Raw genomic sequence first — 26,562 nt, 5'->3', positions numbered from 1 at the left:
GGGGTGTGAGCATGCCGACATGCAAACGCACTCAACGCAGGGACAATCGATTCTTTGATGCCCTGGAAGCGGGCTTTGGCGTCGGAGAATCGGCACGCCGTGCTGGGTATTCCCGAAGAAGCACCTACGATTATCGAGACCAGGACGCAGACTTTGCCAAACGCTGGGAAGAGGCGATAGAAAGCCACGTTGAAGCCCTTGAAATTGAAGCGGACAGACGAGCCAGTATCGGGGTTGAAGAGCCAGTATTTTACAAGGGGAAAGAATGCGGACGGGTTCGAAAGTACTCAGACAATCTTTTGATGTTTCGCCTGAAAGCACTGGCACCGGAAAAGTATCGAGAACGCCGGGAATTGACGGGCAAAGACGGTGGACCAATTGAGACCGCCGTGTCATTTACTTGCATGGTACTAGAAGCCATTGATGGACAAACCCGATCTAAATAAAGCCATTGCCTTACTGGGTGACCGGAAATGGCGGTTAAACCATCTGTATTACATCGAGGACAAAAAAGGGCAGGGTGTACGATTTCAACTGAATGCGGCGCAGGAAAACCTGCTTCATAACCTTCACTATCTCAATCTGATTTTAAAAGCCCGGCAGATGGGATTCAGCACATTCATTCTTTTGCTTGCTCTGGACTGCTGTCTGTTCAATTCCAACTTAGCCGCTGGGCTGGTCGCGGACACGCTGGACAATGCCAAAGGCTTGCTCAGTCGTATCAAATTTGCCTATGAGCGTTTGCCCGCTGATATCAAACAGGCAGTGCCTGTGCTGACAGACAACGCGCTTGAGGTACGATTTGGCAACGAAAGTTCGGTGGAAGTCGGGGTATCACTTCGGTCGAGCACCAAGAACTTTCTGCACATTTCTGAATACGGCAAAATTTGCGCGCAATCGCCAGATAAAGCCAGTGAGATCCGTTCGGGTGCACTCAATACGTTGGCACACGGACAACTGGGATTCATTGAAAGTACGGCAGAGGGAAGAGGCGGGGACTTTTTCAACAAAACCGAGCAGGCGAGAAAGATACAGGACGAAGGACGTGATCTGCTGGACATGGAATGGAAGTTTCACTTCTTTCCCTGGTTTCAGGACCCGTCCTACCAAACCCGTGACCGTATTCGGATGACGGCAGACGAGATGAAATACTTTGATGAGCTTGCCACTGAGTTCGGTATTCAACTCACAGAAGATCAACAACACTGGTACGTACTGAAATGGCGCGAACAAGCCGAAGACATGAAAAAAGAATACCCGTCGACACCGGAGGAAGCGTTTTGTGGAGCGCGCGAAGGGGCGTATTTCGGCAAACCTATCCAGGCACTGCGACAGCGTGGAAAGATTGGTCGTTTCGAGTTTGAACCACGGAGTGTGGTCAATACGTTCTGGGATTTAGGGGTATCAGACAGCACCACCATTTGGCTGCACCAGGAAATCGCGGGCAAACACCGCTTTGTCGGGTACTACGAAAACAGTGGTGAAGGCATCGCGCATTATATTGACTGGCTCGACCGCTGGCGAACCCAACGTGATGCCCGTTTTGGTCGTCACTTCGGTCCTCATGATGTCGAGCACCGAAAACAGGGACTCGAAGCCAAATCCATCAAACACATCGCTGCGGAAATAGGTTTCGCGTTTGAGGTCGTCCCAAGAACCCCGGACAAACTCAATTCCATACAGTCGGTGAGAACCGTGCTGCCGGAGTGCGAGTTTGACGCTTCCGCGTGTGATGAAGGGATCCTACATTTGGAAAACTACAGCCGGGACTGGGATGAAAAATATGGCGTTTGGAAACGACACCCACGTCATGATGAGCACTCGCACGGGGCAGATGCATTCATGGTGTTCGCTGACGGGTATCAGTCAGACACCTCAGTGAAGGTTCCAGAGTATAAAGTGAGAAAGGTGGTTTAAATGCAGACAACGCAAATACTGGTCAGGGATAATCATTGGTCAGAAATTACGCTCTCTTCGACGGGAGTGATCTTATCAAGAGCCGCTGAAGGTGTGTTGCTGTCAGTGGGCAGCACCGCGCCATTGCAAAACCAACATGCCCATGAAATTTCAGGTGCTGACGCATACAAAGGGCTTTCAATAGGTGGCTTGTTGAGCACAGACAAAGTCTATTTAAAAAGCCTGAAAGGCGACCAGTATCTTGTGGTGACGTACTGATGGAATGGGATACAGGGCGCTTTGGTTTCAACCCCGGTATGACAGGGTTTCGCTTTATTCAGGTCGCCAAGTCTTTTAGACCATCGGATGTGCCAGGATTGATTGGGTGGTACGACGCCAGCCAGGCAAACACCATCACGCTAAACGGCAATGAAATTACGCGGATAGCTAACCGGGTCGCAACGGGTCAGCCCATCGAAGCGCTGGCCTTTGGTGGTCCCGATTACGTCCCAAGCCATGCGGTGGCTAACGGTATGCCCGCCGTTGTCTGGCCTTATACCGATAACAAAAAGGGACTGGGACTAGGCGTTGATGCCAGTGTCAAACATCTTTTCGTGGTCGCGGCGTATAAAAACGGAGTCGAAAATCAATTCAGTCAATACAACACCATCTATACGGCTCTCGCCGGTATCACCTGGTTTAGCCCAACCCGCGTGATGGGGACGTTGAATGCATCAAGCATATTCAATCAAGCGGAATTCGGTGTGTTAGCGTCGGTCAATGATGGACCGTTGACGAATGCGACCACCATACTGCCGCTTCCTCTTTCTGTGCTGCATTTTAGCCAATCCACCCAATTTGATGTCTCTGCATTTGGCTCTAACAACGGCAGTAACGACAACAATCGAGCATGGCAGGGGTGTGTATGTGAAGTACTGGCATTCAGCGGTGATGTTGCCCCTTCAGAGATACAGGCGATTAAAGATTACCTGTATCGCAAGTGGGGGATCCAGCCTTGAATGACGAGCCATTAGGCAAAGACCATGAACGCCTGACCAGTCATGTGGCCGGGCTTATCGACGCCTGTGAGCAATACTCCGAAGAACAAAAAGCCAGTCGTGACCGGTCACTGAATTACTACAACGGAGAAATGGACGATCTTACGCCAGAGGAAGGGCGCTCTGCGTCCGTATCAAAGGACGTTCGTAGTGTCATCAAAAAACTGATGCCCTCCATCATGCGTACTGTGTTATCGAACGACAAGATTGTCGATTACGAACCCGTTGGACCTGAAGACGAAGAGAGCGCTGAACAAGCCACCGACTACGTTAATCATGTGGTGGTACCGGAATGCGGAGCAGAGCAGGCCATTCATGATGCCGTGTTTGATGCTCTGTTGGTCAAAACGGGCGTATTAAAATGGACGGCTTACTCTCGAAAACAGATCAAGGTCTACGAATTCACCAACCAGCCTTCTTCGGCGTTACTTGGACTCGAAGGAGAGGCAGACATTGACATCATTGCGCTTCAGGAACGACCGGAAAAAGACACACCAGATAATGATCTCGACGCCCAGCGCTATGATTTTAAACTCCGGCGTATCGAAGACCAGATCGATATCCAGCTTGAAGCCATACCACGAGGCGCCTTTTTAATATATCCGGGCAGTACCAGTATTGAAGAGAGCCCGATTGTGGGGGAGCGCCAAATTGTGACCCGATCTGAACTGGTGAGTCGTGGTTACGATAAAGAAGACATCGCCAGCCTGCCTGAGTATGACCGAATTGGTGACGAGGATGACAGCCATTCGAGGCAAGGGGACGACTGGAGTGACAACCGAACGCAAACGTCGAGCGCCATGGACTCTGTCCTGATTTATGAACTGTATGTGCGGCTGGACCTGGATGACGATGGCATTGCTGAACTTTACAAGATGTGTTTTGCCGAGTGCAGTCGGGACCAGGAAGGAAAACACCTGATCCTGGCGATGGAAGCGGTCAGTGACGTGCCATACGCCGAGGTGGTGGCAGAGCGTGAAGCGCACCAGTTTGAAGGTCATTCGGTGGCAGAAGACGTGGTGGACATACAGCGTATTAAAACCGCTTTGCTCCGGGAAACCCTCGATAACATCTACTGGCAAAACAAAAAGCAACCCGCACTCGACCCTTCAAAGCTGACAGAAAGTGGGATAGAAGCCGTCTACAACCCGGCATTTGGTAAACCGATTACCTTGAAGTCCGGGGCGAACGTTCATGATGCGGTTCAGTGGATGGAGGTGCCGTTTGTGGCAGACAAGTCCTTTGGCATGATGGATTACCTGGACAATGTCGTTCGCGACCGTACCGGTATTACCGACCAGTCTGGCGGACTCGATCCTGAGGCTTTTCAGGGTATGACCGCCACCTCTGTACAGTTGATGTCTGAAAGTGGGATTGCCCAGGCGGAAATGATCATCCGTTCTCTTACACGTGGCATTAGGAAAGCCTTTAAAGGGCTACTGAAACTGGTGATTGCTCATGCGGACGAACCTCGCACGGTACGTCTTCGCGGGGAGTGGGTTGAATACGACCCTCGCCACTGGAATGTGGATATGGATTGCAAAGTGAATGTTGGGTTGGGGGCGGGTTCAAAAGAACGAGACCTGACCGTACTGCAATTGATCCTCGGTTTACAGAAAGAGATTTTGGCGTCTATCGGTGCCGATAACCCCTTTGTCAAACCCAACCAGCTATACAACGTTTTGGAAAAAATCACCGAAACAGCCGGTTTCCCCAGTGCAGAACCGTATTTCACCAAACCCAATGAGGAAGAGATTGCGGCAAAACTGCAACAAGAGGGACCAACCGAGGCAGAAAAGAAACTTCAGGCGCAGATGCAGTTGGAGCAGATGAAAGCGAGTGCCAAGTCCGCCATTGAACAGGCCCAGATGGAAGCAGACATTCGAGTACAACAGGCAGAATTGGAAAAAGACACCCAGCTTCAAATGATGAAGGCGCAGCAAGCCCGCGAACTGGCGGTAATGAAAGGCGAACTCGACCTATTAAAACACCGTGAAAAACTGCAATTTGAGCGGGAAAAAGCCGGGCTTGAGGCTGGAGAGTTAAGCCCGTTTACGGCTGGACATTTATACGATGGCACATAAAGCGTCACCCAATGGGGAAGCCGAAAGGCTATTGAACCACCCCCTTATTCACCAAATTTTGGACGATCTGGAACGCGACGCGTTGGACGCGATAATCAATACCAATGACGAAAGACATCGCGCAGAAAACGTTTGGGAAGTTCGTTCTATCCGATCTTTACGGCAGAAGTTAAAGACCCTCGCTGAGGGCAAGACCATCCTGCCTAAAAAGGGCACCGTAGCGTAATGCATGGTGCGAACCGACGACATGAGAGGACGTTGAGACATGCCAGAGCAAGAACAACACCTTGAAGGCGATATCACCATCGACAAGGATACGGCAGACAGAGCATTGGAAGAGGATCACGAGTTTGACACCCTTGAAGATGCGATGGACGCACTCGGAGACGATGACACCGTAATCGACGAGCCCACCGAACCTAACGATTTGGACTCAACATCGGACGATGGTCTGTCTTTGGATGCCGAAGAGGCATCTGACGAGGCGGACTTTGAAGACGACAATGATGAGTTAATCACGTTAGATGATGGAGAATCTGTTCAGCTGGACGAGCTGAAAAAGGGCTATTTCCGTCAAAAGGATTACACCCACAAGACTGAAGCCCTGGCGCAGGAGCGCAAAGCCGTGGCGACTTTACGAGAGAACTACGACCAACAGGCTCAGTCACTCCAAACAGCGTATCAAAACCTGACCCAGTTTTTGGAAAGCCTTATCCCACCCGAACCGGATTTGGGACTGGCACAGAGTGATCCCGCCGCTTTTCAGTATCAAACCGCCTTGCGCAATAGTGCGGTCGCGGAAATTGAGAAAGTCTTTGCGGCGAGTGAGCAAGCACAGAGCACCATACAGGCAGCCAGTGAGCAAGACAAAGCCCACGTGCGTTCAGAAGAAAACGCAAAACTGCTTAATGCCATGCCTTTGCTTAAGGATCCCGGTCGTCGGGCGTCGTTCGATGCCGCGAACAAAAAGACGGCTCTGGAGTTTGGTTTTTCTGAACAGGACATCGAGTCGACAGCGGATCACCGTATCTTGCAACTGGTGCATTACGCCCGAATTGGCAAGGTCGCGGAGAAAAATCGCAAAAATGCTCGTCGCCGTCTGACTGAAAAACCGAGCAAGGGCAACCGGTCCACGCCTGCACCAGGCAAACCACCCAAAAATCGAGAGGCCATGAAACGCTTAACCGAATCAGGGACGTTGGAAGACGCCATGGCGGTGGATTTCGACTGATCCTTTGAAAAAGAGAGGAAAGCCAAATGGCAAAGCTAGCCAATACCTTTGTGTCTTCGGATGCGGTGGGTAACCGCGAAGAGCTGTCTGATGTGGTCAGCCGCATCACCCCTGAAGATACCCCCATCTACTCCATGATCAAAAAAGAAAAGGCAAAATCGACGCACCCGGAATGGGAGATTGACGAGTTAGCCGCGCCTGGAGAGAACTTTCATCCAGAAGGCGACGAATTTGATTTTGACCGCATTGACACTCCCGCTCGGGTCGGAAACTACACACAAATCTTTCGAAAATCCTGGGCAGTCTCCCGGACACAAAATTCGGTGGATAACGCAGGGAATGCCGAGAAGATTAAGTACCAGAAGCTGAAAAAGGGCATCGAGATCCGAAAAGACATTGAATATGCCCTGTTAGATAACAAGGGGTCGGTGGCAACGGATCCAAGGAAGATGGGCGCGTTGACCTCTTGGTATGAAACCAACGTTGATCGCGGCGCTCTCGGTGCGAACGGCGGTTTTAACGCGGCGACAGGGCTGACCGAACCGGCGACGGCGGGGACTCAGCGGGCGTTCAGCAAAGCCTTACTCGACACGACCATGCAGCAGGTCTATCACTCGGGGGGGACGACGAAATTTGCGGTGTGTTCACCCTACGTCAAATCGGTGTTCACCACCTTCATGTCCGATCCTAACGTGGCGCAATTTCGTTATGCCACCACGGGAGGCAAAAACACCATCATCGCAACGGCAGATGTGTACGAAGGGGACTTTGGAAAAGTGATGATCGTTCCCAATCGGGTGCAGTCTGCAAACGCGGCGATGGCCTCTAATGTACACCTTCTTAATCCCTCTCTTTTGAGCGTCAAGATGCTCGACAAAATCAAAAACGTTCCCAACCTTGCTAAAACAGGCGATGCGGAAAAAGGCGTCGTGCTCGGGGAAGGGACGCTTTGCGTGAAAAACGAGAAAGGGTTGGGGGTCATCGCGGATGTGTATGGGCTGAGTGCAACCCAATAATCGACAGGTTATGGCACCGAGTAACTTGCGTCCTCGGTGCCAACTAAGGAGTGACTGAAATGAGTAGAAGCAGAGCCGACCAGGCAACCACACCAAAAGAGAACACACTTACCCCGATTATTTTACGCCGGGACTACTGGGATGAGAGCGGGGAGAGGCATTCACAGGGAGCGCAGGTCAATGTATCGGTGCCGACAGCGAAAGCCCTAATACAAGCAGGGAAAGCGGAACGCGCCGATCCTCTGCCAGGCGAAGCGTTGTCATGACCATTCAAGAGGGTGCCTGGACGCTGGTGGACCATGATCCTTTGACGGGTCGAATGGTGTGGCGAACGGAGCAAGATGGAATGACTCATTTTCGCACCGACTACCCGGTGGACGCCGTGATTGATGATAATGAAAGGGCGTTCAATGAGAGTTTACATCAACGATTTGGTGATGGTCAGCGGATAGCTTCCATCCCTTTGAATGTCTACTTTGAACAATTGCATGAGGCTCACTTACAAGGGGATAAGCAGTATCTTAGCCAGTGGCTTAACGACCCGAATAACCGCGCCTTCCGGACGTTTAAAGGAAAGGTGTGATGATCCAGGACTATTCTGAACTCATTGCTGAAGCGTCCCATCGTTCAGGTCTCACTAACATTGCTCAACGCGCCAGGATGTTGGTGGGGATGGCTGAAAAAAATCTGTCCAAGCGTTTGCGACTGGCGAACATGGAAGCGGTGGCAGAACTGACAACAGACGCCAGCGGATCAGCCAGTCTTCCTTCTGACTATCAGGAAATGCGGTCTATCCGTGTCTGTGGTCGGGAAATCAAACGCCTGCCGCTTGATGTGTGGCTTGAGGGGCGTCAATGGGGTTTTGCCATTCAAGGAAAGGCACTGAAATCCTCATACCCGTCCAAAGTACACCGACTTGTTTACTATGCGACGATCCCCAGTCTTGAAGCCGAAAACACCAGTTGGTTATTGGATGATGAGCCTGAACTCTACCTTCACGCGCTGCTTTTCCAGATCTACACCGCGAGCAACGACATCGACAAAGCTCAGGCAACCGCCAGCTATCTATCCCTGTTGATTGAATCCGCAAACCAAGCCGACCATATGTACCGGCACGCGGGGACGCGCATTCACCTTGGAGGGATAGTGCCGTGACCGCGGAAACGGTGCTGACCAACGTGCTGTTGGAAATCGGGCTGGACAATCCCTCTGCCCAGCTTACCAGTCATGAATACGAAATTCGCCAGATCAAAACGTTCATGAATGCGGCAGGGTCCGAAATAGCCCGCCGAGCAGAATGGTACCATCTGGTGAAAGAGCAGGTGGTCTCTGGCGGGGTGAGTGAGGCGACCCTACCGGATGATTTTCAAATGCTGACCGAACACAATGCCGTGCGTCTGAATAAGGCGGGCTTCCATCCCGTCAGGCTCGCATCCAGCCCTGAAGTATGGGCGTTATTGTCAGAACGTCCATCCGCGCAACCATACTGTCATCTCCATGCAGGAAAAATTCTGTTTTCACCCGCGCTTGAGACGGAAGGCGCAACCGTCCGTTATGTGTCAAAGCATTGGGTTGAAGGTAAAGCCGAAGTGACTCAGAACGGGGATAAGTTGCTTGTCCCTGAACGGCTGATTGAAAAAGGGACCATTTGGCGTTGGAAACGTCAGAAAGGCTTGCCGTTTGATGATCTTTTAGCGGAGTTTGAAGCCGACTTTGTGACGGAAATTCAAGCTGACCGAGGGGGAGAAGATGCGCATTAACCCTGCTCGTGTGCGCTCACTGAATCGAAAAAATACCCCGAGTGACAAGTCTCCGTCCGCCCAAAATCAAACCTATATGGCGCCTGTAGGCGGCATGATGACCAACACGCCTTTGGCAAGCCCACAGCGTCAAACCGCACTGGTTTTAGAAAACTTCTGGCCAACGGCAACAGGCATTGAACCTCGTGGCGGGACAAAACAACGCTGCACGATTTCCGGGGGAGTAGAGGCACTGTTTCAATACCGTGCTGGGATCCAACCGACCTATTTTGCAGCAGACACCAACCATATTTATGAATTCTCTGATGCCACCTTGTCTGGCTCTACCTTATCCGCCGTTGTGACCGGACAGACCAGCGCCGACTATTCTGTTTTGGAAATGCAGACCGACGGGGGCGCATTTTTGACCATTGTAAACGGACAAGATCATGCTCAAATTTACGACGGAACACACTGGCAGCCGATCACCAATACGTCCACACCGTTCGCCATCACGCAGGTTGCAACGGATCGGCTTAGCCACGTGTGGTCATACCGCAATCGTACCTTCTTTATCGAACGAGCAACGATGAATGCCTGGTACCTGGGCATCAATTCCGTGGCGGGTCCCGCGAGCAGGCTCCCGTTGTCGGGGGTATTCAATAAAGGCGGAGCCCTGTTATTTGGGGCAACCTGGTCTTCCGACAGTGGTGCGGGTATGGATGATCGCTGCGTCTTTGCAACCAATCAAGGGGAATTTGCTGTCTTCAGTGGAGGCAACCCCGGCGATGCATCAGACTGGCAGTTAAACGGGGTGTATGACATCGGTGAGCCACTGGGCAAAAATGCCATCATGCAAGTGGGTGGCGATCTGATAGTTGCCACGAAAGCCGGTTTGATGCCCATCTCCGCCGCCACAACCAAAGATCCGTCCCAACTCAAACTGGATGCCCTCAGCTATCCGGTCGACACCGACTGGCGACGTGAAGCCATTCTGTCAGGCAATATTAGCGGATGGCGCCTGATCAAATGGGACAGCCGTAACATGGCCATTGTCGCGCCGCCAAATCGTGACGCAGAACAGGGCTATTGCTGGGCCGTGAATATGGAAACCGGCGCCTGGACGAAGTTTACCGGATGGCGAATTGGTGACATTTTTGTTTTGGGGAACCATCTCTATTATGGCGATGACAGAGGCAATATTTATCGCTGTGATGTCGGCGGGTTCGATAATAACAGCGCATTTGAATGTCGCGCCTGTTTCAGCTTCGATAACCTTGGAATGCCAGGCGCACTGAAAACAGCGCATGCCGTGAAAGGCATATGGCGCTACCGCACACCTTTTTCAGTCCGCCACACCATCGGCAAAGACTATAAGCCTGCTTTTGGTGCCGCTCTTTCTGTTCCACTATCCACAGGCGGGCAGCAGGGCAAGTGGGACGAGTCATACTGGGATCAAGTTCAGTGGGCAAACAACGACGATGGCTATCAAATCAAAGAAAAATGGGAAAGCGTGTCCGCGCAGGGTGAAGTATTGGCACCCCAAGTCCAAATCACGTCTGCCCAAAGTTTCAAACTGGACTGCGAATTGGTATCGATTGATTTGATGTATTCGACAGGGGGGCTTGTCGTATGAAACCCACCTTTCCCGTCTGCGATTGCCAGGCTGAAATCAAAGCGTTTGTTGAAAAAGGTCTATGGCAAGGCACACGTCATTTTGGACCCTGTCACTGCTTGGGGTTTGCCAACGATTCTGAGGGATTGGTGGCGGGCATGGTGTACCACAACTACGACCCTCACGCCGGGGTCATCGAACTGTCTGGGTATGCGGCAAGACGGGACTGGACGAACAAGCGGTGGGTTCACCTTGTCTTTGATTATCCCTTCAGAAGTTGGGATATCCGCCTTCTGGCAGGTCGGCACAGCGAACGCAATCGTCTGGTTCGTCGCATCTGGCGCAGAGTCGGTGCGTGTGAATATCTGATCCCCGAAATGTGGGGGGCAAATGAAGCCGAAGCCATTGCCGTTTTAACCCGTCAGCAGTGGGCGCAATCAAAGTTTAGAGGAGCATCTGAACATGGGTAAGAAATCCTCCCCACCACCACCTCCAGCTCCGCCGCCACCAAAGGAAACGGCGGCGGCACAAACATCGACCAATATTGGGACGGCGATTGCGCAGCAGGCATTGAACAATGTCAATCAAGTTACCCCAGGCGGGAGCTTAACGTATTCTCAATCAGGCTCACACACCTACACTGACCCCGGAACCGGCCAAACGCACGTTATCCCAACTTACACCGCCACTCAGACACTGAGTCCTGAAAATCAGCGTATTCAGAACAAAACCGAAGAAGCGCAACTTAACTTTTCCACCTTAGCGGCAGATCAGTCTGCCCGCCTGAAAGGACTGCTTGGTCGTCCTGTAGACGCGAGTACTCTGCCTGAAAGCGGGGATGCAGATGCCATTCGTCAGACAAACTTACAGAGAGTGGGTCAAGGTCCGGTATTGCAAACCGAGTTAGGTGACGTGGGCGATGTTCAGCGTCACATCGCGGATGCCGGACCCATCACACGCACGTATGGCACGGACTTTTCAAAAGATCGCCAACGAGTAGAAGACGCGTTGATGGCGAGAATGTCACCAAGATTAGAGCAAGATCGCCAGCGACTGGAAAGCCGCCTGGCGTCCCAAGGCATTCGTATAGGCTCTGACGCGTACCAATCGGCGATGGACGACTTCAGCCGCCAGACCAATGATGCACGTTTTGGCGCAATACTGAATGCTGGACAGGAACAAAGCCGTCTGACTGGATTAGCCGCATCACGGGCTAACTTTGAAAACGCCGCTCAGGCTCAGGCGTTTAAGCAAAATGCCGCGAACGCGCAGCTGAACAACAGTGCGCAGTCACAGGCATTTCAGCAAGAGTCGGAGCGGGTGGGACAGCGTAACGACGCTCTTCAGCAGATGCACCGCAACCGAGCCCAGGGCATCGGGATGGACAATCAGACGACGACTCAGGAAGTCAACGCCGACATAGCCCGCTTTGATGCCATGAACAATGCTCGCAACCAGGCATTGCAAGAGCGGTTTGCCCTTCGCAATCAGCCCATCAATGAAATCACGGCATTGATGTCAGGCTCGCAAGTGACTCAACCCAGTTTCATTACCCCCCAGACCGCGCAGCTGGCAACCACAGATACTGCCGGTATTCAGGCAGGGTATGACAACGCGATGAGCAACCGGTATGCCCGACTGATGGCCAACCGAGGTCAGAACATGGGATTGGCAGGCAGTCTGTTTGGCGGACTTGCCGGTTTGGGTGGTGCGGCGATCATGGCGTCAGATAGGCGGGTGAAGAAAGACATCAAGAAAGTGGGTAAGACCAACGACGGACAACCGATTTACACGTTCCGCTACAAAGACAGTGACGGTATCCAAATGGGCTTGATGGCTCAAGATGTGGAGAAGAAGAAACCGGAAGCTGTGATAGAGCGACCTGATGGCATCAAAATGGTGAATTACGATCTCGCATTAAAGGGGGCAAAATGAGTACACAGCCTTTTATTTTCGGCGGTAACACAGGTCGCTCTTACCAAGACATTAAACGGATCCGTGACCAAGCCGAAGCGTTAAAGCCTTCTGGGCGTATTTCTGGTGGTATTTCAGGTTTCGGTGACGGGCTGTCGGCACTTGGTCGCGCTTTGTTGTATCGGATGACGACAGACAAAGCAGACAAGCTGGAAGAAAAGGGGCGCCAGAGTTTCAATGCCGAGTTTCACCAATGGGCAAATCAGCCTGATTTCAAGTCTTCAGAGATAGCCCAACAAAGTCAGAAACCACCATCGACCTTTGGTGGGATAGATCCCCGCCTGGTAAAGATGAGCAGCAACTCTTTTGCCACGCCTGGACAACAAGCCCTAATGCAGATGGTGCTCAAACGTCAGATGGATGCCAGTGCACCCTCCGATCCGCTGAAGCAAGTACAGCTTCAGAAAGCACAGTTGGAACTCGAAAAAATGCGTAACCCTGAACGCGCCGTTATCCAAGGGGCAGATGGGTTTAAATATTATCAAGACACCGGTGAACGGGTATTGCCCGGTGTGGAGATACCTAACGATCCCTTGCGCGACATTCAGCTTCAAAAGGCACAGTTGGAGCTTGAAAAAATGCAGAGTCCACAAGAAAACTATCGTCAAGTGTCCGGTGATACTGCTACCGCGATGGGCTTGGATGGTAAAAAATTCTACAACATTGCTCCCGATGGCAAAGTGTCTCAAATTGGCGGCGCTGGTGTGAATGTTAATGTTGGCGGCTTCAATGAATCACAAGCAAAGGCGGCTGGTTTTGCTGATCGAATGATCCAAAGCGAAAACGTTCTTCGTGATGTTGAACAAGCCGGTACTGGTATTCTGGACAACATTGCGTCGAAACTCCCCGGTAGTAACTTCATGGTGAGTGACGACTACAAACTATACGACCAAGCGCAACGTGATTTTATTAATGCGGTGCTTCGTCGTGAAAGTGGAGCGGTTATTTCTGATCAGGAATTCGACAACGCCAGAAAGCAGTATTTTCCACAGCCGGGCGATACAACGGAAGTCATGGAACAAAAGCGCAGAAACCGTGAAACGGCAATTTTCGGGATTGGTCGTGCCGCTGGTGGTAACTACAACGCACCACAGATAAAAGTGGCTCAAGAAAACGAAGGTAGTCTTCCACAGGCGGGTCAGGTTATCGGTGGCTATCGCTTCAAAGGCGGTGATCCGGGCGATCAAAACAACTGGGAGAAGCAATAATGGCTGGTCCCTGGGAACAGTATCAAAAAGCAACACAACAGGCAGAAGGTCCTTGGTCAATTTACAAAAAACCGGAACAGCCTGCTGAATCTGCTGGACAACAAGGGCAACCTTTTGAACCTCCAATTTTGTACACGACTAAAGACGGCGGGCGTATCTATCGAAGTTCTGACGGCAAGCTGGGTTATGTAAGCGAAGGTTTCGCAACAAGTGACCAAAATACTATTGCACGATTACTGGAAGGGGCAACACCTGCCGAAGCGTCTGAATGGGAACCCATCGTTGATTCTGGCGGGGCTGGCGTGTCAGGTATGCGCGGTGCTATTCAAGGATTGACGTTTGGGCTGGGTGATGAAATTGTGGCGCGTGGAGCATCCACACTGTCAGGGCGCCCCTATGAACTAGAACTGAAAGCAGAACGCCAACGTTTAAAGCAAGGTCGTGAAGAACACCCTGTATCAACTTATGGGGGCGAATTCGCTGGTGGAATGGCAACAGCTTTGACTGGTATCGGTACTGCAGGACAGGCAGCGACCCGCACAGGGCAAGTTGCACGGACTGCTGGTTTAGGTGCAGCCGAAGGCGGTATCTATGGCTTTAATTCTGGCGAAGGAGATTTTGAAAACCGCGTTAAGTCAGGCGGCAATGGCGCTGCTTTCGGCACTTTTGGTGGGGTAGCTGCCCGCCCTGTAGGTGCCGGTTTGTCCAAGCTTGGCGAGTCAGGAAAGTCCGTGTTCCAAATGCTGATTGGGCGTGGTCAACCTCAAAGGGCACAAAATGCCATCGGAACTGCCCTTGAACGATCCGGTCAACAAGGTGAAGAAGTTGTGGCCGCGTTACGTCAAGCGACAAGTGAAGATCAGCCACAATATGCTATAGCGGATGCTTTGGGGCGTCCTGGTCAGCGTATGCTATCTGGTTTGATTCGATCTACCCCAGAAGTGGCGCAAGAGATTCAAGACTATCTTATTTCACGACAAGCCGGGCAAGGCAATCGTGTAGCGTCGTTTGTTGCTGATGCTTTTGATGCACCAAACAGTGCCAATGCGACAAAGGAAGCAATGGAACAGGCGCGCAATAGAGCTGCAAATGCGAACTATAGTGCGGCCAGAAACAACGCTGATCCGGTCGATGTCCGTGGTGCGTTGGCTATCATTGATGACCGTATTGGTGGCATGCAAGGCAGCGGTGTCCGCGGTGATGGTATCGATGCAAAATTACTCACATTCCGAAATCGTCTAGCCGCTGCTACACCGGAAAACACCAAGTTTAAACCCACCCCAACAGCCGTTGAACTTTCAGATTTCAACCGTGTTTTGGGCGTAAAACAAGACGTACAAGATGCTATCGGGGCAGCACGACGGGCGGGTAGAAATAACGAAGCCCGCGAACTGGGAAAATTGGTTAGTTCTCTTGATGAAGCTTTGGAGGCATCCAGCAGAGGATACCGTCAGGCAAATGATGCTTTTGCCCGTGCTTCCCGCGAAATTGATCAAGTGGCTTCGGGTCAGCGTGCTGCCGGGTCACGTTCTCGCCCTGAAGACACCGTGGCGGCCTTCAACAAAATGACTGATGGTGAACAAGCCGCTTTTCGGGCTGGGTATGCTGATCCTCATATTGCCCGTATAGAAGCTAGCGCTGTTGGTTCAAACGCGGCACGTCCGTTTACTTCACAGAAGTTTCAGCAGGAAGCGGCTGTAATGGCAACTGATCCCGAATTACTTACTAGGCGCTTAAAGCGGGAAAACCAGATGTTTTCAACGAACAATACCGTGCTTGGTGGTAGCCGAACTGCTGACAACTTGATTGATATGGAAGATGTCAGCCACTTCGATACCGGAGCGTTAGCTCTTTTGCTTCGTGGACAGATCATTGATGGAACTACCCAACTTGCAGGGCCAGCGATTAACCGATTACGGGGACACGGGCCTTTAGTACGTGAAGAAATGGCGCGCATGTTGACCAGCAAAGGTGATGAAGGTGCAAGCCTTATTCAGCAACTATTAATCAACAAACAGAAAGAACAGGCAGCGCGTCAAATTATGATTGACCGCATGACGGCGGCGGGTGGTGTGGGTGCAGGGATATCTCAGGACTAAGCAGTGTTACTACCAAGGTATACGGCAACCATGCCAATAATAGCAGGTACGCCAATTGCCAGAATTGAATGCCAATCCCAGTCATCTTCTTTGTTTAACCGCCAAAAGCCATAGATAGCCCACAACGTAAGCACGTTTGCCACGAGAACCAAGGCAAGTATGTCAAAGCCGTCTAGCGGTGGATCGAAAATAGTCATACGGCAATTGTAAATTATCCAAGGGTATAGCGCATCTTTACAGATGCGCTATTTGCACTCTACGGATAGGTTTTTCAAGCTAAGATTATGCTAAATCAACAGATTATTTTACTCAGCCCCGCCAGTCGGGGCTTTTTTGTGACTAATTTCTAGGAGATGCAAATTATGCCATTCAACGCGAGTGGATTCTTTCAGCGTCTATTCAGCTGGCGCGATGACCGTGATGCAGGAGTGAAAATTCTTGCTGAACGTATGGATCAGGAAATGGATGGGATCGTTGCCGGTATCAATGACATCGTGTCTGGCAATGTTGACTGGAAGGGGTCAATGACGGGTGTGTTCGGTACCTCAGCGGCACCGGCTTATTCTTTCCAGGAAGACTCAGATACAGGCATATATCGAGAATCTACCAACACGTTGGGTTTCAGTCTCGGTGGTGTCTCAGTCGCTCTGTTGGACGAAAACGGTTTTACGGTCAACGGAGCGGTTGACGCAACCAAGTTTAATGCGGGTGGTACTGAGTACAACACAACAGCCGGCGGTTGGTTCTTCAGTAACTGGAACACGGATACACAAAAGGGCATGGCTTTATTTGCTGACAACAATGAAATGTTTATCAAGAATGTTGCAGCAAGCAATCCGACAGCAAACTCAATTGCGCCAAGTGTCCTGAAGCTCTGGGATGGTGCAAACTGGAAAAACGTACTGACCGAAGGAAGCGCGGATTTTGGCAGATATGGCAATACACACCAATTTACAGTAGGCGGTGACGCGAATACTTATTACCCAGTAAGAATTGATGGTCCAAGTAACTTTGATTTCGCTGATATTGGGATTAGTCGCCATTATAACTGGCCAGCGCCAAACTCATGGAACACATCCACGCACAAAGGCGGGTTAACACTGAACTTTCGTTGGTCAGGTGACGGCAATTGGGGCGGCAATGATAAAACAATCCGTATCGTGCAGTTCGCAGAGTCCTACACGTCAATGGTCGGCGGCATTCAACTTTCAACAGGCGGCGTTATTGTCTGGCTACGTGGCGGCGGTGCCAGGTATAACCTCACGAGTTCAAACGGCAAGGTGACGAGAGTTCAGATATACGCTACCTCTGCAGGCTATACAGATTCAAGACCCACCAATTTTGTGCCAAGAACAGGCACACCGGATCAAATTAGAGCAAACAGACAAGCAGAAATCGATTCTTACTGGCCAGTACGAGGCAACAGAAACGGCGTATTCGGTGACATGGTCGTCAAGAGAAACTCTGCAAGTTCTAAGCTGCTGGATTTGAGGAATGCTACGCCAAACAGCTGGGCATACATTGCAATATCATCAGGGATTGAAGACCAATACGCGGGTGATAACACCGTGCACATCGGCTTTGCTGACTTTGCCACTGCCGGACAACCCGCTAAGAGTTTGCATTTCAGAGTGGGTGAGGGAAATACAAATCATACCCGCCTTGCAGTCCATAAAAATGGTGTGAATGTACCCAATAAGTTGACGGTGGGGTATTTCGTTTGCGGCGGTAATATTGAGCTCAAGTCTAATCAGAGACAGCATATTACTTTTAAAAACGCTCAAGGAGTCGCTAAGGCTTACATATACAAAGATCACGATACAACGTTTTTAACGCATACTGCCGAATCAAGGTTTGAGCAGGATGTAAAGGTCGGGGGTGATTTAGATTGTGATCGAGTTCTATTGAAAGGCAAGGTCATGGTGACTGGCGCGGCAGGATTAGGCGCTCCAACAGGCGCTGCGGTTCCCCCCGTTGGAGGCTTATTTGTGAGGTGGTAACCATGGCGGCTGAGTTTTGGTTTAACGACAGTGGAACACAACGCAAGGCGAAAGAAATCTATTTCAATGACAGTGGCACGCTGAGAAAAGCCAAGGAAATTTGGTACAACGATAACGGAACTATGCGAAGGGTGTTTAATACGGACTCTAGCCTAAGAATCAATATTCAAACTCAAAACGTTTATAACATGTTTTACAACTTCATTTCTGGTACTCAGGGAAGAATAAACGGACAATCTATATTTAGTTTTACCGATAGATTAGAGGTATCTGGTACATATTTTATACTGGCCATAGGTGGAAGAACGACAGATAACCAGTGTTTATTAAGGGTTTCAACCTCATCAAATGGGTCGCATACAAAAATTGGAAGCTTGAATAGCGTTAGAGTCAGGTTTGGAGCTCAATCTACTGTTCTTAGTTGGGCTAACAACACATTACAATATGAGGTTATTAGCTCTGAGTTAACTAACTATCTTAAATCTTCGGTTAGCTCTGCAAACCCAATGATCATAGAAAAGGTATAAACAGACTAAACGGGTCTCTTTTTAGGGGCTTTTTTTATGGGCGAAGATCATGCTTGAGAAATGTCTAAAACTTAAAGATAACCCGGAATAAACCGCGAAAAGTGGACTACTGTATATTACCACCTTGTTACCACGTTGTTACCACCCTTGAGTGTTTTATAAAATGAAAAAGCCCGTAACTCATTGAGCTACGGGCTAAAATCATGGTCGGACTGAGAGGATTTGAACCTCCGACCCCTGACACCCCATGACAGTGCGCTACCAAGCTGCGCTACAGTCCGATAAAAACAATGTAATCCCTTTCAAGAGGATGAGTCAACGATTTTTAGTCTTTACAATGAACAAGTGATTGATATTTATTCACCTATCACTGCTCGGTGTAAAATCTTTTCTGTTCAGTTAAGCCCTGCATCAAGATAGAAAGCTTAGGGTTGTCGTCGCGTTTTCTATTGTATTCAGAGTCGTACACTTTGTAATTACCAAAACGGTCGACAACGGTTGTTTCACCATCCGCAATCATTGCAACTTCACGTCGGTTTCCGGCGATTATCCAGCTTCTTTCATCAGTATCGAATAAGCTGCGCCCGCTGCTGTAGTCCGTCGGGTTTGAACTGACACCAAGGATTTGGTGCATCAACGTTGGCGATAAATCCAGATGACTGGTTTTATGTGTAAATTCTACTGCTTCTTTTCCAGGCCATTGAATGATCATAGGTACTTGAAGCTGGAATCGGCTGTAGTTGGTGCTAGAACCCCAAGAGCTACTCTTGGTTTCATTGAATTCGGTGCCATGATTTGAAGTAACAATCACCACGGTATTATCGGTCAGTTCTAATTTTTCTAGCTGTTCAAACATTGATGCCAATAGTTGGTCTGCTTGCATCGTTGAACTCATATAGCCTTCTTTCAGCTGCGCTTCTAATTGGCTGCCTGGACGGGTTGGATGAGCTGTTTCAAAGTTGGCTAAACCATTGAGTTCGACATAGCTAAACCAAGGTTGGTTAGGTTTAGACTCTAGCCAAGTGGACCAATTAGAAATCGCTAACTTGTCGTCAGTGGATTCCAAAGTTGTTAAGTCGTCCGGCAGAAGATCTTTGAAAATAATGTCTCGGTATAGCTTGTCGGCAAAGTTGTCGCCACTGAACAAGCCAAAGTTGTAGTTTTTCTTTTCCAAAAGCTGGATGAATAAAGGTGCATCTTGTTGCGCTTTTATGCTTTCGGCGTAGCTGCTTGGTAAACCGTAGAACAATCCAAACACGCCGTACATGTCATTACTGGCACTGTAATGGTTGGTGTAGTTTAAGTGCTGGCTCGCATAGGCGTTTAGCGTTGGCATGGTGTCAGCGGTAACGGCATCGGCTCTTAGGTTATCGACCATGACGATTAAGACATTTAAGTTTTTGCCTCGGCTTTCGTACACCAATGGCTCAATCGGGTACTGAACCAGTTTTACATCGCCAGAATAGCTATCAAGTCTGTCCAAATATTCTTCTTTATCCAGTAAGCCGTGTTTTTCCATAAAGCTTTTTGCCGTCATTGGGTAAGAAAGCGGAAAGTTTGCGCGTTGGCTGGTAATTGGGTTGTAGAAGAATGCATCAGCCCAGATGTAGATTAGGTGGCTTGCAATAAAACACACGAAGAAAACAGCAGCCAGCGGCTTACCAATGTGTTTGTGTGCAAGTTTACGTTTTTTGCGCCATACCCATTCAGACAGGGCTATTTGCATCAAAAAGATGACAGGCACGAAAATAAAGAATTGTTGCCACTCAGGAGTGAAATTACCTTCTTCACTCATCAATAAATCCATGACGACTGGATTCAAGTGAAGGTGAAGGTTCTGATAAACCTGAGTATCAAGCAGTAAGACAGTAAGACCAGTGGTGGCAAAACACGCTGAGAGGAATCGGAATAATTTCCGCGATGGCACCAAAAAGGTGAGCGGAAATAGCACCAATATGTAGATAGCAAAAATCAAAAAAGCAAAATGCCCAAGCCAAGATACGGCTAAATAGACTTGCCCTAGCAGGGTGTCGGGCCATGGGGACTGAGTAATGTACCGAGTACCAATCAGCATTGCCGCAATGATATTGAAGAAGGCAAACCAATGCCCCCAACTCACAAGACGAGAAACGCGTTCACTGTATGTATTTTCGCTATCTACCATTTATATTTCAGTCTTATTGATTGAATTAGTGCGTTGCATCGCTATCGACGGATGAGATAAGTGCTTGAGCGAATTTTTCAGCAATTACCTTACGTTGTGAAGCAGGAACGTTTTGATTTAAGACATTCGTTGCGATATTTCCCGCGATCATCAATGAAAGCTCAGTATTTGCGCCGTTTTTGTCAAGTACGGCTGCAATCTCAGCCAAGATAGATTCAACTTGTTCGTCACTGTATTTAGATGTTATCGGCATATAGACTCTGATAATGATAGTAAAAGCGGCTTATGATAACCTACTCTCCCTCTCAACTGAAACTAGAACACGACAAAATTATTATGAGTCTGCATCTTTCAAACGTCATCCTTCATAAGCTGGTTAAAAATGAGCAAGAAGAATTGACTGTTAATTTTCGCCAAGAGTCGCTTCCTAATGAAGGGTCATCCGAAAACCTGGTTGCCGAATTGCATCGGGTTTTTAATAGCAAAGCAGGTAAAGGCTTTGGTACGTTTAAACCAGACAGCGATTTTAAAGCATGGTTGCAAGAACTTCGCCAAAATGAGAAGAGCTTTTACGATTTTTCTCAGATAAGTGCTATCAGGTTAAAAGAAGAATTGTCTAAGTACCCATTTGCGGATGAAGGCATTTTGGTTTTTGCTGAGTATCAATCACTTGCGACTGAATATTTGTTTGTGGGCTTGCTTCCATCAAATGAAAGCTTGAAAGTGACAGAAGGGCTAGAAATCAGTGCAACAGACTATCTTGATATCAGCAAAATGGATATTGCGGCAAGAATAGACCTATCGACTTACGCGACAGACGAAGAATCGAACCGGTATCTTACGTTTATTAAGGGGAGAGTGGGGCGCAAAGTCTCGGATTTCTTCTTAGATTTCCTCCAAGCGGATGTCGGGCTTGATACGAAAGTGCAGAACCAAGTTCTCATGCAGGCAGTGGAAGATTTTTGCTCGGACTCAAAACTTGAAAAAGAAGAAGCCACTCAATATCGTAAGCAAGTCTTCGATTACTGTAATGAGCAGATTAAATCGGGTGATGAAGTTGAAATTCGTGAGCTGTCTGGCGAATTGCCAACAAGTAATGATGGGACCAGTTTCTTAGACTACACTCAAGAGCAAGGCTATGATCTTGAAGAGAGTTTTCCTGGTGACCGTTCTACCGTTCGGAAATTAACGAAGTTTGTTGGCGCTGGTGGTGGTGTTTCTATCAATTTTGACAGTTTGCTGCTAGGCGAGCGCATTTTTTACGATCCAGAAACAGACACGCTAACACTAAAAGGTACGCCGCCTAACTTGCGAGATCAGTTAACGCGTCGTTCATAGAACTCGAATAGATAAGGTGGTTGTAGAGCCACCTTATCTAATTAACTCACGCACAATAAAGAGCTATTTTATGGATGAAAGTAGCAAAAAAAACATCAAGTTCCTTATCTTTGCTGTCTTGTTGGTTTGGGGCGTTATTTCTACCGTCTTTTATGTTCAGTTTAGCCAGTTGCGTCAGGAAGCAGAATCTGTAGATTTGTTGTCTAGCCAGATAGAAGAATTCCGCTATACCCTCTCTTTCCCCGATCCTATTCGAGCTCAACATATTGAGCAGATGTCTCTTAGCCTTGAGCTGGTTAAATCCGTTGCTGTTCAGATAGAGTCCGGCACAAACGCAGGTTTCTGGAGCCCAGAAACGGCGCAATTGGTCTATCTGACCGATCGATTTGTAGAGCGGGCTGAAAACTATTTGAATGTTGCAATGGACATTCGTGGGCTGTCGGACCAAATTCTCAAGGCGAAAAGCAGTGAAGGTGTTCCCGATGGGTTAGTCACTCTTTATAATGAGCTTGGTGCTTATATGTTTAGCTCGTTTTATGCGGATACTAACCTTAACCCTCCCAATTTCATGACGCTTGAATCGATAATGCTTCGGTCTGAGCAATTTGACGCTTCTTATAAAAGACAGATTCAAACTTTGTTATCTCAATCCTCGATTATTTTGGCTGAGCACGCGCAGCTTAGCTATGTGACAGAAGAGATCATCAAGCATTCGATAGTACGAGAAATAGATGAGGTGAAATTTGGCTTTAAGGAGTCTGAAAAAAGGATTTTTACGCTCACCCTTCTCTTGGGTGGGGTGTTGATTTTCGCTCTCTCGTGGTTTGTGTATAGAGGGGTATCTCGATCTACTCGGTTAGGGACAGTAAGTACAAAACCCGAGGGAGATGAACTAAGCAGTCAATCTAAAAATACTTCTATAGTTCAAGGGTCGAGTACATCGACTCAAACTGTAGCTGGCGAAATGGATGGAGATCCACTTGTCAGAAGTGAAAGCCTTCAAAATTCTGATTTGCCAAGTGCGCACTCCCAAAAAACAGGCTCGCATACGTCATTCGTTTTACCGAGTGAAAGCAAGAACTCGACGAGTATGAGTGAACCTGTCAACGTGTCAAATACGGCTCTTCCGAGTGGTTTTGACCCAGATACGATGCTTGAAACCTTTGATCATGATGAAGAGTCTGTTTTGATGGTTCTCAATGTATTTTTGCAAGACCATGGCGATGATGTGAATAAGCTGAAAGATGCACTGGTAAAAGAAAAAGATCAGGCACATCGAATCGCGCATAGCTTAAAAGGCGTTGCAGGCAATTTAGGTGCTACCAGCCTTCGAGACATTTGCGCCGAAATAGAGAATGTTTTGAAAGAGGGCGCTTTTCCGTCAGAGCAATCAATATTAGAGCTTGAGCGATGTTTGAAGCTTACTGTAGATGATGTTGAATCTTACTTGGGTGCAGTAAATACCGCTTAGATTCTTGATAGATAGAAACACCATGGAATTTCCATGGTGTTTTTGTTTTTAACCCCATTCCGCAAATCTCCGCATCTACTTTTTTCTTAATCCTGACGAAGTAAACAATTCCAAAAGTCGTCAATTTCCTCTGTATCGTGGTTTTTTTGTGTATTTAGGCTGAAAAGGCTTGTTTTCATGTCTCAAAAATCTTATAGATGGGGGGGTTTGTTTAAAAAGAGACATGGAGTGTAAACAATGAGAGTAGGTCTTGTAGGCTGGCGTGGTATGGTCGGTTCGGTTCTGATGCAGAGAATGGTCGAAGAAAAAGACTTTGATGTCATCGAGCCAGTTTTTTACAGCACCTCGCAGGTTGGTATTCCAGCCCCAAACTTTGGTAAAGAGGCTGGTGTTCTTCAAGATGCGTTTGATATTGAAAGCTTGAAACAGCTTGATGCCGTTATTACTTGCCAGGGTGGCAGCTATACAGAGAAAGTATACCCAGCGTTGCGTCAGGCAGGTTGGAAAGGTTACTGGATCGATGCAGCGTCGACACTCCGTATGGCTGAAGACTCCATTATTACACTTGATCCCGTTAACCTAGCGCAAATTCAGCAAGGTATTCATGGCGGTACAAACACATTTGTTGGCGGTAACTGTACGGTTAGTTTGATGCTTATGGCATTGGGTGGGCTATACGAAAAAGGTCACATTGAGTGGATGAGCGCGATGACGTATCAAGCGGCTTCTGGCGCTGGCGCGAAAAACATGCGAGAGCTTATCTCTCAAATGGGCGTAATCAATGATTCAGTTAGCACGGAATTAGCTAACCCAGCGAGCTCTATCCTCGATATCGACAAAAAAGTAGCAGACACACTGCGTGCCTCTTCTTTCCCAACAGACCAATTCGGCGTACCTCTTGCGGGCTCTTTGATTCCTTGGATCGACGTTAAACGCGAAAACGGCCAGAGCAAAGAAGAGTGGAAAGCTGGCGTAGAGGCAAATAAGATCTTGGGCTCTCAAAGCTCACCAATCCCTATTGATGGCACATGTGTTCGTATCGGTGCAATGCGTTGCCACGCTCAAGCATTAACGATTAAGCTGAAGCAGAACATCCCATTGGATGAGATCGAAGAGATGATTGCAACCCACAATGACTGGGTGAAGGTTGTTCCAAACGATCGCGATATCACCGCGAAAGAATTAACACCGGCTAAAGTAACTGGCACGTTATCTGTTCCAGTAGGTCGTTTACGTAAAATGTCGATGGGAGACGATTTCCTTAACGCATTTACCGTAGGTGATCAGCTACTTTGGGGGGCTGCAGAGCCGTTACGTAGAACATTAAGAATTATTTTGTCTGAAAAGTAATATTTTCAATGACATGAATTCCTTTGAAAGCGCTTCTAATCCAGAAGCGCTTTTTTTTGATTTCAATTTGACTTAATCCCTTTCCATTTTTTCTACATTCGCAGGTTCGCTCTTTCCTAATTATTTCCTAGCGTTTACGTACTTCTGACTGGCAATTTTTAACATCCAACTATACTCAAGTTATAAAGTACGGATTGTGAGCTGAAGGAAAGGCAATGCTTAGGCTGAATTATGGGTTTTCAATGTTTGAAGGACTAATGGGAATGACGGTGTTCTCGTTAATGGCAGTCACCGCTGCACCTAAGTTTTTCAGTATGCAGAAAGAGTACAACCAAGCGCTCATTGAGGGGTTAGCCAGTAAGGTTACGCATGCTGCGGAAGTGGCTAATTTACAAGCTATTGAAGAAGGCGTGGAACAAGATGAATTCGGTATGCTACAAGGGTTTGGGCAACTGCAGTTTGGTTACCCAAGCGTTAGAATCGGTGGTTTAGCGAACTTTGTTGATATAAATATGGGGTATCGCCATACCGACAAGCCTTGGGTTTGGGTCGCGCATCATGCGGTTCACACCAATCGAAAAGATTCTTGGTTGTTGACGCGTTCCGAGTGGGTTGAACACCCAAGCCGAAACGGTATCTTAGAAACGCAGTGCTATATAAGGTATACCGCGCCGATGTATGTGGGTGACCGATTTATTGTCGAAAGTGTTACTCGCGGTTGCTGATTTTATTTTTCTTTGCTTCATCCATTTCAACAGGTACGACTCTCGCGTCTGGTGACGCTAATTCTCCTCCACAATGCTTACAGTAAAGCGCATCTGACTCATGCCCATTGCTTGAACAGTTAGGGCATTTAACTAGGTTTCGATGCGCATTCATCTCATGATTCAATTCAGCTGTAATGATCCCCGTAGGCACCGCCAAAATAGAGTAACCCAGTAACATGGTCAGTGATGCAATGGCCTTACCGATAGGGGTTTGAGGCACGAGATCACCATAGCCAACTGTCGTAATGGTTACGATTGCCCAGTAAATACTTTGCGGAATGCTCGTAAAACCGTTATGTGGTCCTTCGATTACAAATATAAGCGAGCCAAAAATGGTGACCAATATGGCGACGGTGCTGAAAAAAATCAGAATTTTCCTGCGTGACATTAACAGAGAGCGAAGCAACAGGTTGGAATCTTGAAGATAGCGAACCAACTTCAAAATTCTGAAAATACGCATTACACGGAGTAAGCGAATGACTGCAATAAAAGACGCAGAAGGGAAAAGGAGTACAAAATAAGTGGGCAATATGGCTAGTAGGTCGATGACACCGTAAAAGCTTTTGGCGTATGCACTAGGTTTTGGTGAGCAGTAAAGCCTAAGTAGGTATTCGACTGTGAATAATGCTGTAAAGGCATACTCTGCATAAAGAAGCCTAGTGGACCAAATACTGTCTGCCGGTAAAGTGGAGTCCACAACCAGTACGGTTAACGATGCCAAAATAGCGATGATAAGCGATATGTCGAAAATTCTTCCTGCTGTGGTATGAGTACCGAAAATAACGACGTAAAGATGATGTTTTAAAGCGTGTTTTGGCATGTTGAATAAATATTTGAAATTCTTGCCCGTATTTTAACCGAATTCGAGTAGATAAAAAGCCCAAGTAAAATGCAAAAAATCGTGTGTAACCGTTAACGTATTGGGTATATAGGCTAAATATGCGTGCTAAGACCACAACGTTCAACTCGCCAGACGGGTTTTCTCTCATATCTTCTGTTAGAAAAAACGCGTTTGGATGTGGTAT

Annotated in this window: 27 protein-coding genes and 1 tRNA gene; 23 read left to right on the top strand and 5 right to left on the bottom strand. The window is 48.4% G+C overall.

The genetic code is table 11. The annotated features are described in order from the left end of the window. The first annotated feature begins 11 nt into the window (after window positions 1-11). The 17 genes from LDO37_RS12245 (at window position 12) to LDO37_RS12165 (ending at window position 15,920) form a co-directional block, all read left to right on the top strand. Window positions 12-446, top strand: a complete 435-nt coding sequence (locus LDO37_RS12245; RefSeq protein ID WP_126608213.1) for a terminase — start codon at window positions 12-14, stop codon at window positions 444-446. Then, complete coding sequence (locus LDO37_RS12240) at window positions 424-1,917, top strand: hypothetical protein (RefSeq protein WP_224056028.1); 1,494 nt, start codon at window positions 424-426, stop codon at window positions 1,915-1,917. Before LDO37_RS12245 ends, LDO37_RS12240 begins: the two co-directional genes overlap by 23 nt. Next, window positions 1,918-2,175 (top strand): hypothetical protein, encoded by a 258-nt coding sequence (locus LDO37_RS12235; protein ID WP_126608215.1) that lies wholly within the window; start codon window positions 1,918-1,920, stop codon window positions 2,173-2,175. Then, entirely contained in the window at window positions 2,175-2,915 is a 741-nt protein-coding gene (locus LDO37_RS12230; protein ID WP_126608216.1) for a hypothetical protein, read from the top strand. Before LDO37_RS12235 ends, LDO37_RS12230 begins: the two co-directional genes overlap by 1 nt. Beyond that, window positions 2,912-5,038, top strand: a complete 2,127-nt coding sequence (locus LDO37_RS12225) for a portal protein (RefSeq protein WP_126608217.1) — start codon at window positions 2,912-2,914, stop codon at window positions 5,036-5,038. Before LDO37_RS12230 ends, LDO37_RS12225 begins: the two co-directional genes overlap by 4 nt. Continuing rightward, complete coding sequence (locus tag LDO37_RS12220) at window positions 5,028-5,264, top strand: hypothetical protein (RefSeq protein ID WP_022550650.1); 237 nt, start codon at window positions 5,028-5,030, stop codon at window positions 5,262-5,264. Before LDO37_RS12225 ends, LDO37_RS12220 begins: the two co-directional genes overlap by 11 nt. Before the next feature lie 39 nt (window positions 5,265-5,303). Beyond that, complete coding sequence (locus tag LDO37_RS12215; RefSeq protein WP_126608218.1) at window positions 5,304-6,269, top strand: hypothetical protein; 966 nt, start codon at window positions 5,304-5,306, stop codon at window positions 6,267-6,269. 26 nt (window positions 6,270-6,295) lie between these two features. Beyond that, window positions 6,296-7,285 carry a DUF5309 domain-containing protein gene (locus tag LDO37_RS12210; protein WP_022609969.1) on the top strand — a complete coding sequence of 330 codons (990 nt, stop codon included), beginning with the start codon at window positions 6,296-6,298 and terminating at the stop codon, window positions 7,283-7,285. A gap of 59 nt (window positions 7,286-7,344) precedes the next feature. Continuing rightward, window positions 7,345-7,551: a hypothetical protein gene (locus LDO37_RS12205; protein WP_022609970.1), complete on the top strand. Its 207-nt coding sequence runs from the start codon at window positions 7,345-7,347 to the stop codon at window positions 7,549-7,551. A 26-nt stretch (window positions 7,552-7,577) separates the two neighbouring features. Further along, complete coding sequence (locus tag LDO37_RS12200; protein ID WP_126608219.1) at window positions 7,578-7,868, top strand: hypothetical protein; 291 nt, start codon at window positions 7,578-7,580, stop codon at window positions 7,866-7,868. Continuing rightward, window positions 7,868-8,440, top strand: a complete 573-nt coding sequence (locus tag LDO37_RS12195; protein ID WP_126608220.1) for a phage adaptor protein — start codon at window positions 7,868-7,870, stop codon at window positions 8,438-8,440. Before LDO37_RS12200 ends, LDO37_RS12195 begins: the two co-directional genes overlap by 1 nt. Beyond that, the gene (locus LDO37_RS12190) at window positions 8,437-9,045 is read left to right on the top strand and encodes a phage adaptor protein (protein ID WP_185829827.1); all 609 of its coding nucleotides are present in this window, start codon (window positions 8,437-8,439) and stop codon (window positions 9,043-9,045) included. Before LDO37_RS12195 ends, LDO37_RS12190 begins: the two co-directional genes overlap by 4 nt. Next, window positions 9,035-10,660, top strand: a complete 1,626-nt coding sequence (locus LDO37_RS12185) for a hypothetical protein (RefSeq protein WP_185829828.1) — start codon at window positions 9,035-9,037, stop codon at window positions 10,658-10,660. Before LDO37_RS12190 ends, LDO37_RS12185 begins: the two co-directional genes overlap by 11 nt. After that, window positions 10,657-11,109 carry a hypothetical protein gene (locus LDO37_RS12180; protein WP_126608222.1) on the top strand — a complete coding sequence of 151 codons (453 nt, stop codon included), beginning with the start codon at window positions 10,657-10,659 and terminating at the stop codon, window positions 11,107-11,109. The genes LDO37_RS12185 and LDO37_RS12180 overlap by 4 nt, the downstream gene beginning before the upstream one ends. A 100-nt stretch (window positions 11,110-11,209) precedes the next feature. Then, window positions 11,210-12,574 carry a tail fiber domain-containing protein gene (locus LDO37_RS12175; RefSeq protein ID WP_221768541.1) on the top strand — a complete coding sequence of 455 codons (1,365 nt, stop codon included), beginning with the start codon at window positions 11,210-11,212 and terminating at the stop codon, window positions 12,572-12,574. After that, window positions 12,571-13,821, top strand: a complete 1,251-nt coding sequence (locus LDO37_RS12170; protein WP_126608224.1) for a hypothetical protein — start codon at window positions 12,571-12,573, stop codon at window positions 13,819-13,821. Before LDO37_RS12175 ends, LDO37_RS12170 begins: the two co-directional genes overlap by 4 nt. Continuing rightward, window positions 13,821-15,920, top strand: coding sequence for a hypothetical protein (locus LDO37_RS12165; RefSeq protein WP_126608225.1), 2,100 nt, complete (start codon window positions 13,821-13,823; stop codon window positions 15,918-15,920). The genes LDO37_RS12170 and LDO37_RS12165 overlap by 1 nt, the downstream gene beginning before the upstream one ends. On the opposite strand, the gene LDO37_RS12160 is transcribed toward LDO37_RS12165, so the two are convergent. Continuing rightward, entirely contained in the window at window positions 15,917-16,117 is a 201-nt protein-coding gene (locus LDO37_RS12160; protein WP_126608226.1) for a hypothetical protein, read from the bottom strand. The two genes, LDO37_RS12165 and LDO37_RS12160, sit on opposite strands and share 4 nt — an antisense overlap. 165 nt (window positions 16,118-16,282) lie before the next feature. Between LDO37_RS12160 and LDO37_RS12155 the strand changes: the two genes are divergently transcribed. Then, entirely contained in the window at window positions 16,283-17,920 is a 1,638-nt protein-coding gene (locus LDO37_RS12155) for a hypothetical protein (RefSeq protein WP_126608227.1), read from the top strand. Window positions 17,921-17,922: 2 nt separating this feature from the next. Then, the gene (locus tag LDO37_RS12150; protein ID WP_126608228.1) at window positions 17,923-18,447 is read left to right on the top strand and encodes a hypothetical protein; all 525 of its coding nucleotides are present in this window, start codon (window positions 17,923-17,925) and stop codon (window positions 18,445-18,447) included. Between the two features lie 204 nt (window positions 18,448-18,651). On the opposite strand, the gene LDO37_RS12145 is transcribed toward LDO37_RS12150, so the two are convergent. The 3 genes from LDO37_RS12145 to LDO37_RS12135 all read right to left on the bottom strand — a co-directional run bounded on the left by LDO37_RS12145 (window position 18,652) and on the right by LDO37_RS12135 (window position 20,864). After that, window positions 18,652-18,728: transfer RNA gene (locus tag LDO37_RS12145), tRNA-Pro, on the bottom strand. A gap of 86 nt (window positions 18,729-18,814) precedes the next feature. Next, entirely contained in the window at window positions 18,815-20,611 is a 1,797-nt protein-coding gene (locus LDO37_RS12140; RefSeq protein WP_126608229.1) for a DUF3413 domain-containing protein, read from the bottom strand. Window positions 20,612-20,636: 25 nt separating this feature from the next. After that, on the bottom strand, window positions 20,637-20,864 hold the full coding sequence (locus LDO37_RS12135; protein ID WP_101112594.1) for a YejL family protein: 228 nt from the start codon (window positions 20,862-20,864) through the stop codon (window positions 20,637-20,639). An 83-nt stretch (window positions 20,865-20,947) separates the two neighbouring features. Here LDO37_RS12135 and yejK point away from each other — a divergent pair, with 83 nt between their 5' ends. From yejK to LDO37_RS12115, 4 genes are all read left to right on the top strand, one after another. Next, window positions 20,948-21,949, top strand: coding sequence for a nucleoid-associated protein YejK (gene yejK / locus LDO37_RS12130; RefSeq protein ID WP_126608230.1), 1,002 nt, complete (start codon window positions 20,948-20,950; stop codon window positions 21,947-21,949). A gap of 70 nt (window positions 21,950-22,019) precedes the next feature. Then, the gene (locus tag LDO37_RS12125; RefSeq protein ID WP_126608231.1) at window positions 22,020-23,420 is read left to right on the top strand and encodes an Hpt domain-containing protein; all 1,401 of its coding nucleotides are present in this window, start codon (window positions 22,020-22,022) and stop codon (window positions 23,418-23,420) included. 237 nt (window positions 23,421-23,657) lie between these two features. Further along, the gene (gene asd, locus LDO37_RS12120; RefSeq protein WP_126608232.1) at window positions 23,658-24,770 is read left to right on the top strand and encodes an aspartate-semialdehyde dehydrogenase; all 1,113 of its coding nucleotides are present in this window, start codon (window positions 23,658-23,660) and stop codon (window positions 24,768-24,770) included. A 215-nt stretch (window positions 24,771-24,985) separates the two neighbouring features. After that, a complete protein-coding gene (locus tag LDO37_RS12115; RefSeq protein WP_101112591.1) occupies window positions 24,986-25,495 on the top strand; it encodes a hypothetical protein in 510 nt (169 codons plus the stop codon). On the opposite strand, the gene LDO37_RS12110 is transcribed toward LDO37_RS12115, so the two are convergent. Then, a complete protein-coding gene (locus tag LDO37_RS12110; RefSeq protein WP_126608233.1) occupies window positions 25,479-26,357 on the bottom strand; it encodes an ion transporter in 879 nt (292 codons plus the stop codon). The two genes, LDO37_RS12115 and LDO37_RS12110, sit on opposite strands and share 17 nt — an antisense overlap. Between the last annotated feature and the right edge of the window lie 205 nt (window positions 26,358-26,562).

This window comes from Vibrio penaeicida, assembly GCF_019977755.1.
GTDB lineage: Bacteria > Pseudomonadota > Gammaproteobacteria > Enterobacterales > Vibrionaceae > Vibrio > Vibrio penaeicida.
This window is presented reverse-complemented; position numbering and strand designations above follow the sequence as displayed.

Bases quoted from the DNA above. Each gene is read 5' to 3' on its own strand.
- LDO37_RS12115 (WP_101112591.1), top strand. From the start codon at position 24,986: ATGCTTAGGCTGAATTATGGGTTTTCAATGTTTGAAGGACTAATGGGA.
- LDO37_RS12235 (WP_126608215.1), top strand. From the start codon at position 1,918: ATGCAGACAACGCAAATACTGGTCAGGGATAATCATTGGTCAGAAATT.
- LDO37_RS12210 (WP_022609969.1), top strand. From the start codon at position 6,296: ATGGCAAAGCTAGCCAATACCTTTGTGTCTTCGGATGCGGTGGGTAAC.
- LDO37_RS12135 (WP_101112594.1), bottom strand. From the start codon at position 20,864: ATGCCGATAACATCTAAATACAGTGACGAACAAGTTGAATCTATCTTG.
- LDO37_RS12205 (WP_022609970.1), top strand. From the start codon at position 7,345: ATGAGTAGAAGCAGAGCCGACCAGGCAACCACACCAAAAGAGAACACA.
- LDO37_RS12215 (WP_126608218.1), top strand. From the start codon at position 5,304: ATGCCAGAGCAAGAACAACACCTTGAAGGCGATATCACCATCGACAAG.
- LDO37_RS12150 (WP_126608228.1), top strand. From the start codon at position 17,923: ATGGCGGCTGAGTTTTGGTTTAACGACAGTGGAACACAACGCAAGGCG.
- LDO37_RS12110 (WP_126608233.1), bottom strand. From the start codon at position 26,357: ATGCCAAAACACGCTTTAAAACATCATCTTTACGTCGTTATTTTCGGT.
- LDO37_RS12185 (WP_185829828.1), top strand. From the start codon at position 9,035: ATGCGCATTAACCCTGCTCGTGTGCGCTCACTGAATCGAAAAAATACC.
- LDO37_RS12125 (WP_126608231.1), top strand. From the start codon at position 22,020: ATGGATGAAAGTAGCAAAAAAAACATCAAGTTCCTTATCTTTGCTGTC.
- LDO37_RS12140 (WP_126608229.1), bottom strand. From the start codon at position 20,611: ATGGTAGATAGCGAAAATACATACAGTGAACGCGTTTCTCGTCTTGTG.
- LDO37_RS12230 (WP_126608216.1), top strand. From the start codon at position 2,175: ATGGAATGGGATACAGGGCGCTTTGGTTTCAACCCCGGTATGACAGGG.
- LDO37_RS12170 (WP_126608224.1), top strand. From the start codon at position 12,571: ATGAGTACACAGCCTTTTATTTTCGGCGGTAACACAGGTCGCTCTTAC.
- yejK (WP_126608230.1), top strand. From the start codon at position 20,948: ATGAGTCTGCATCTTTCAAACGTCATCCTTCATAAGCTGGTTAAAAAT.
- LDO37_RS12180 (WP_126608222.1), top strand. From the start codon at position 10,657: ATGAAACCCACCTTTCCCGTCTGCGATTGCCAGGCTGAAATCAAAGCG.
- LDO37_RS12195 (WP_126608220.1), top strand. From the start codon at position 7,868: ATGATCCAGGACTATTCTGAACTCATTGCTGAAGCGTCCCATCGTTCA.
- LDO37_RS12155 (WP_126608227.1), top strand. From the start codon at position 16,283: ATGCCATTCAACGCGAGTGGATTCTTTCAGCGTCTATTCAGCTGGCGC.
- LDO37_RS12165 (WP_126608225.1), top strand. From the start codon at position 13,821: ATGGCTGGTCCCTGGGAACAGTATCAAAAAGCAACACAACAGGCAGAA.
- LDO37_RS12240 (WP_224056028.1), top strand. From the start codon at position 424: ATGGACAAACCCGATCTAAATAAAGCCATTGCCTTACTGGGTGACCGG.
- LDO37_RS12220 (WP_022550650.1), top strand. From the start codon at position 5,028: ATGGCACATAAAGCGTCACCCAATGGGGAAGCCGAAAGGCTATTGAAC.
- asd (WP_126608232.1), top strand. From the start codon at position 23,658: ATGAGAGTAGGTCTTGTAGGCTGGCGTGGTATGGTCGGTTCGGTTCTG.
- LDO37_RS12245 (WP_126608213.1), top strand. From the start codon at position 12: ATGCCGACATGCAAACGCACTCAACGCAGGGACAATCGATTCTTTGAT.
- LDO37_RS12160 (WP_126608226.1), bottom strand. From the start codon at position 16,117: ATGACTATTTTCGATCCACCGCTAGACGGCTTTGACATACTTGCCTTG.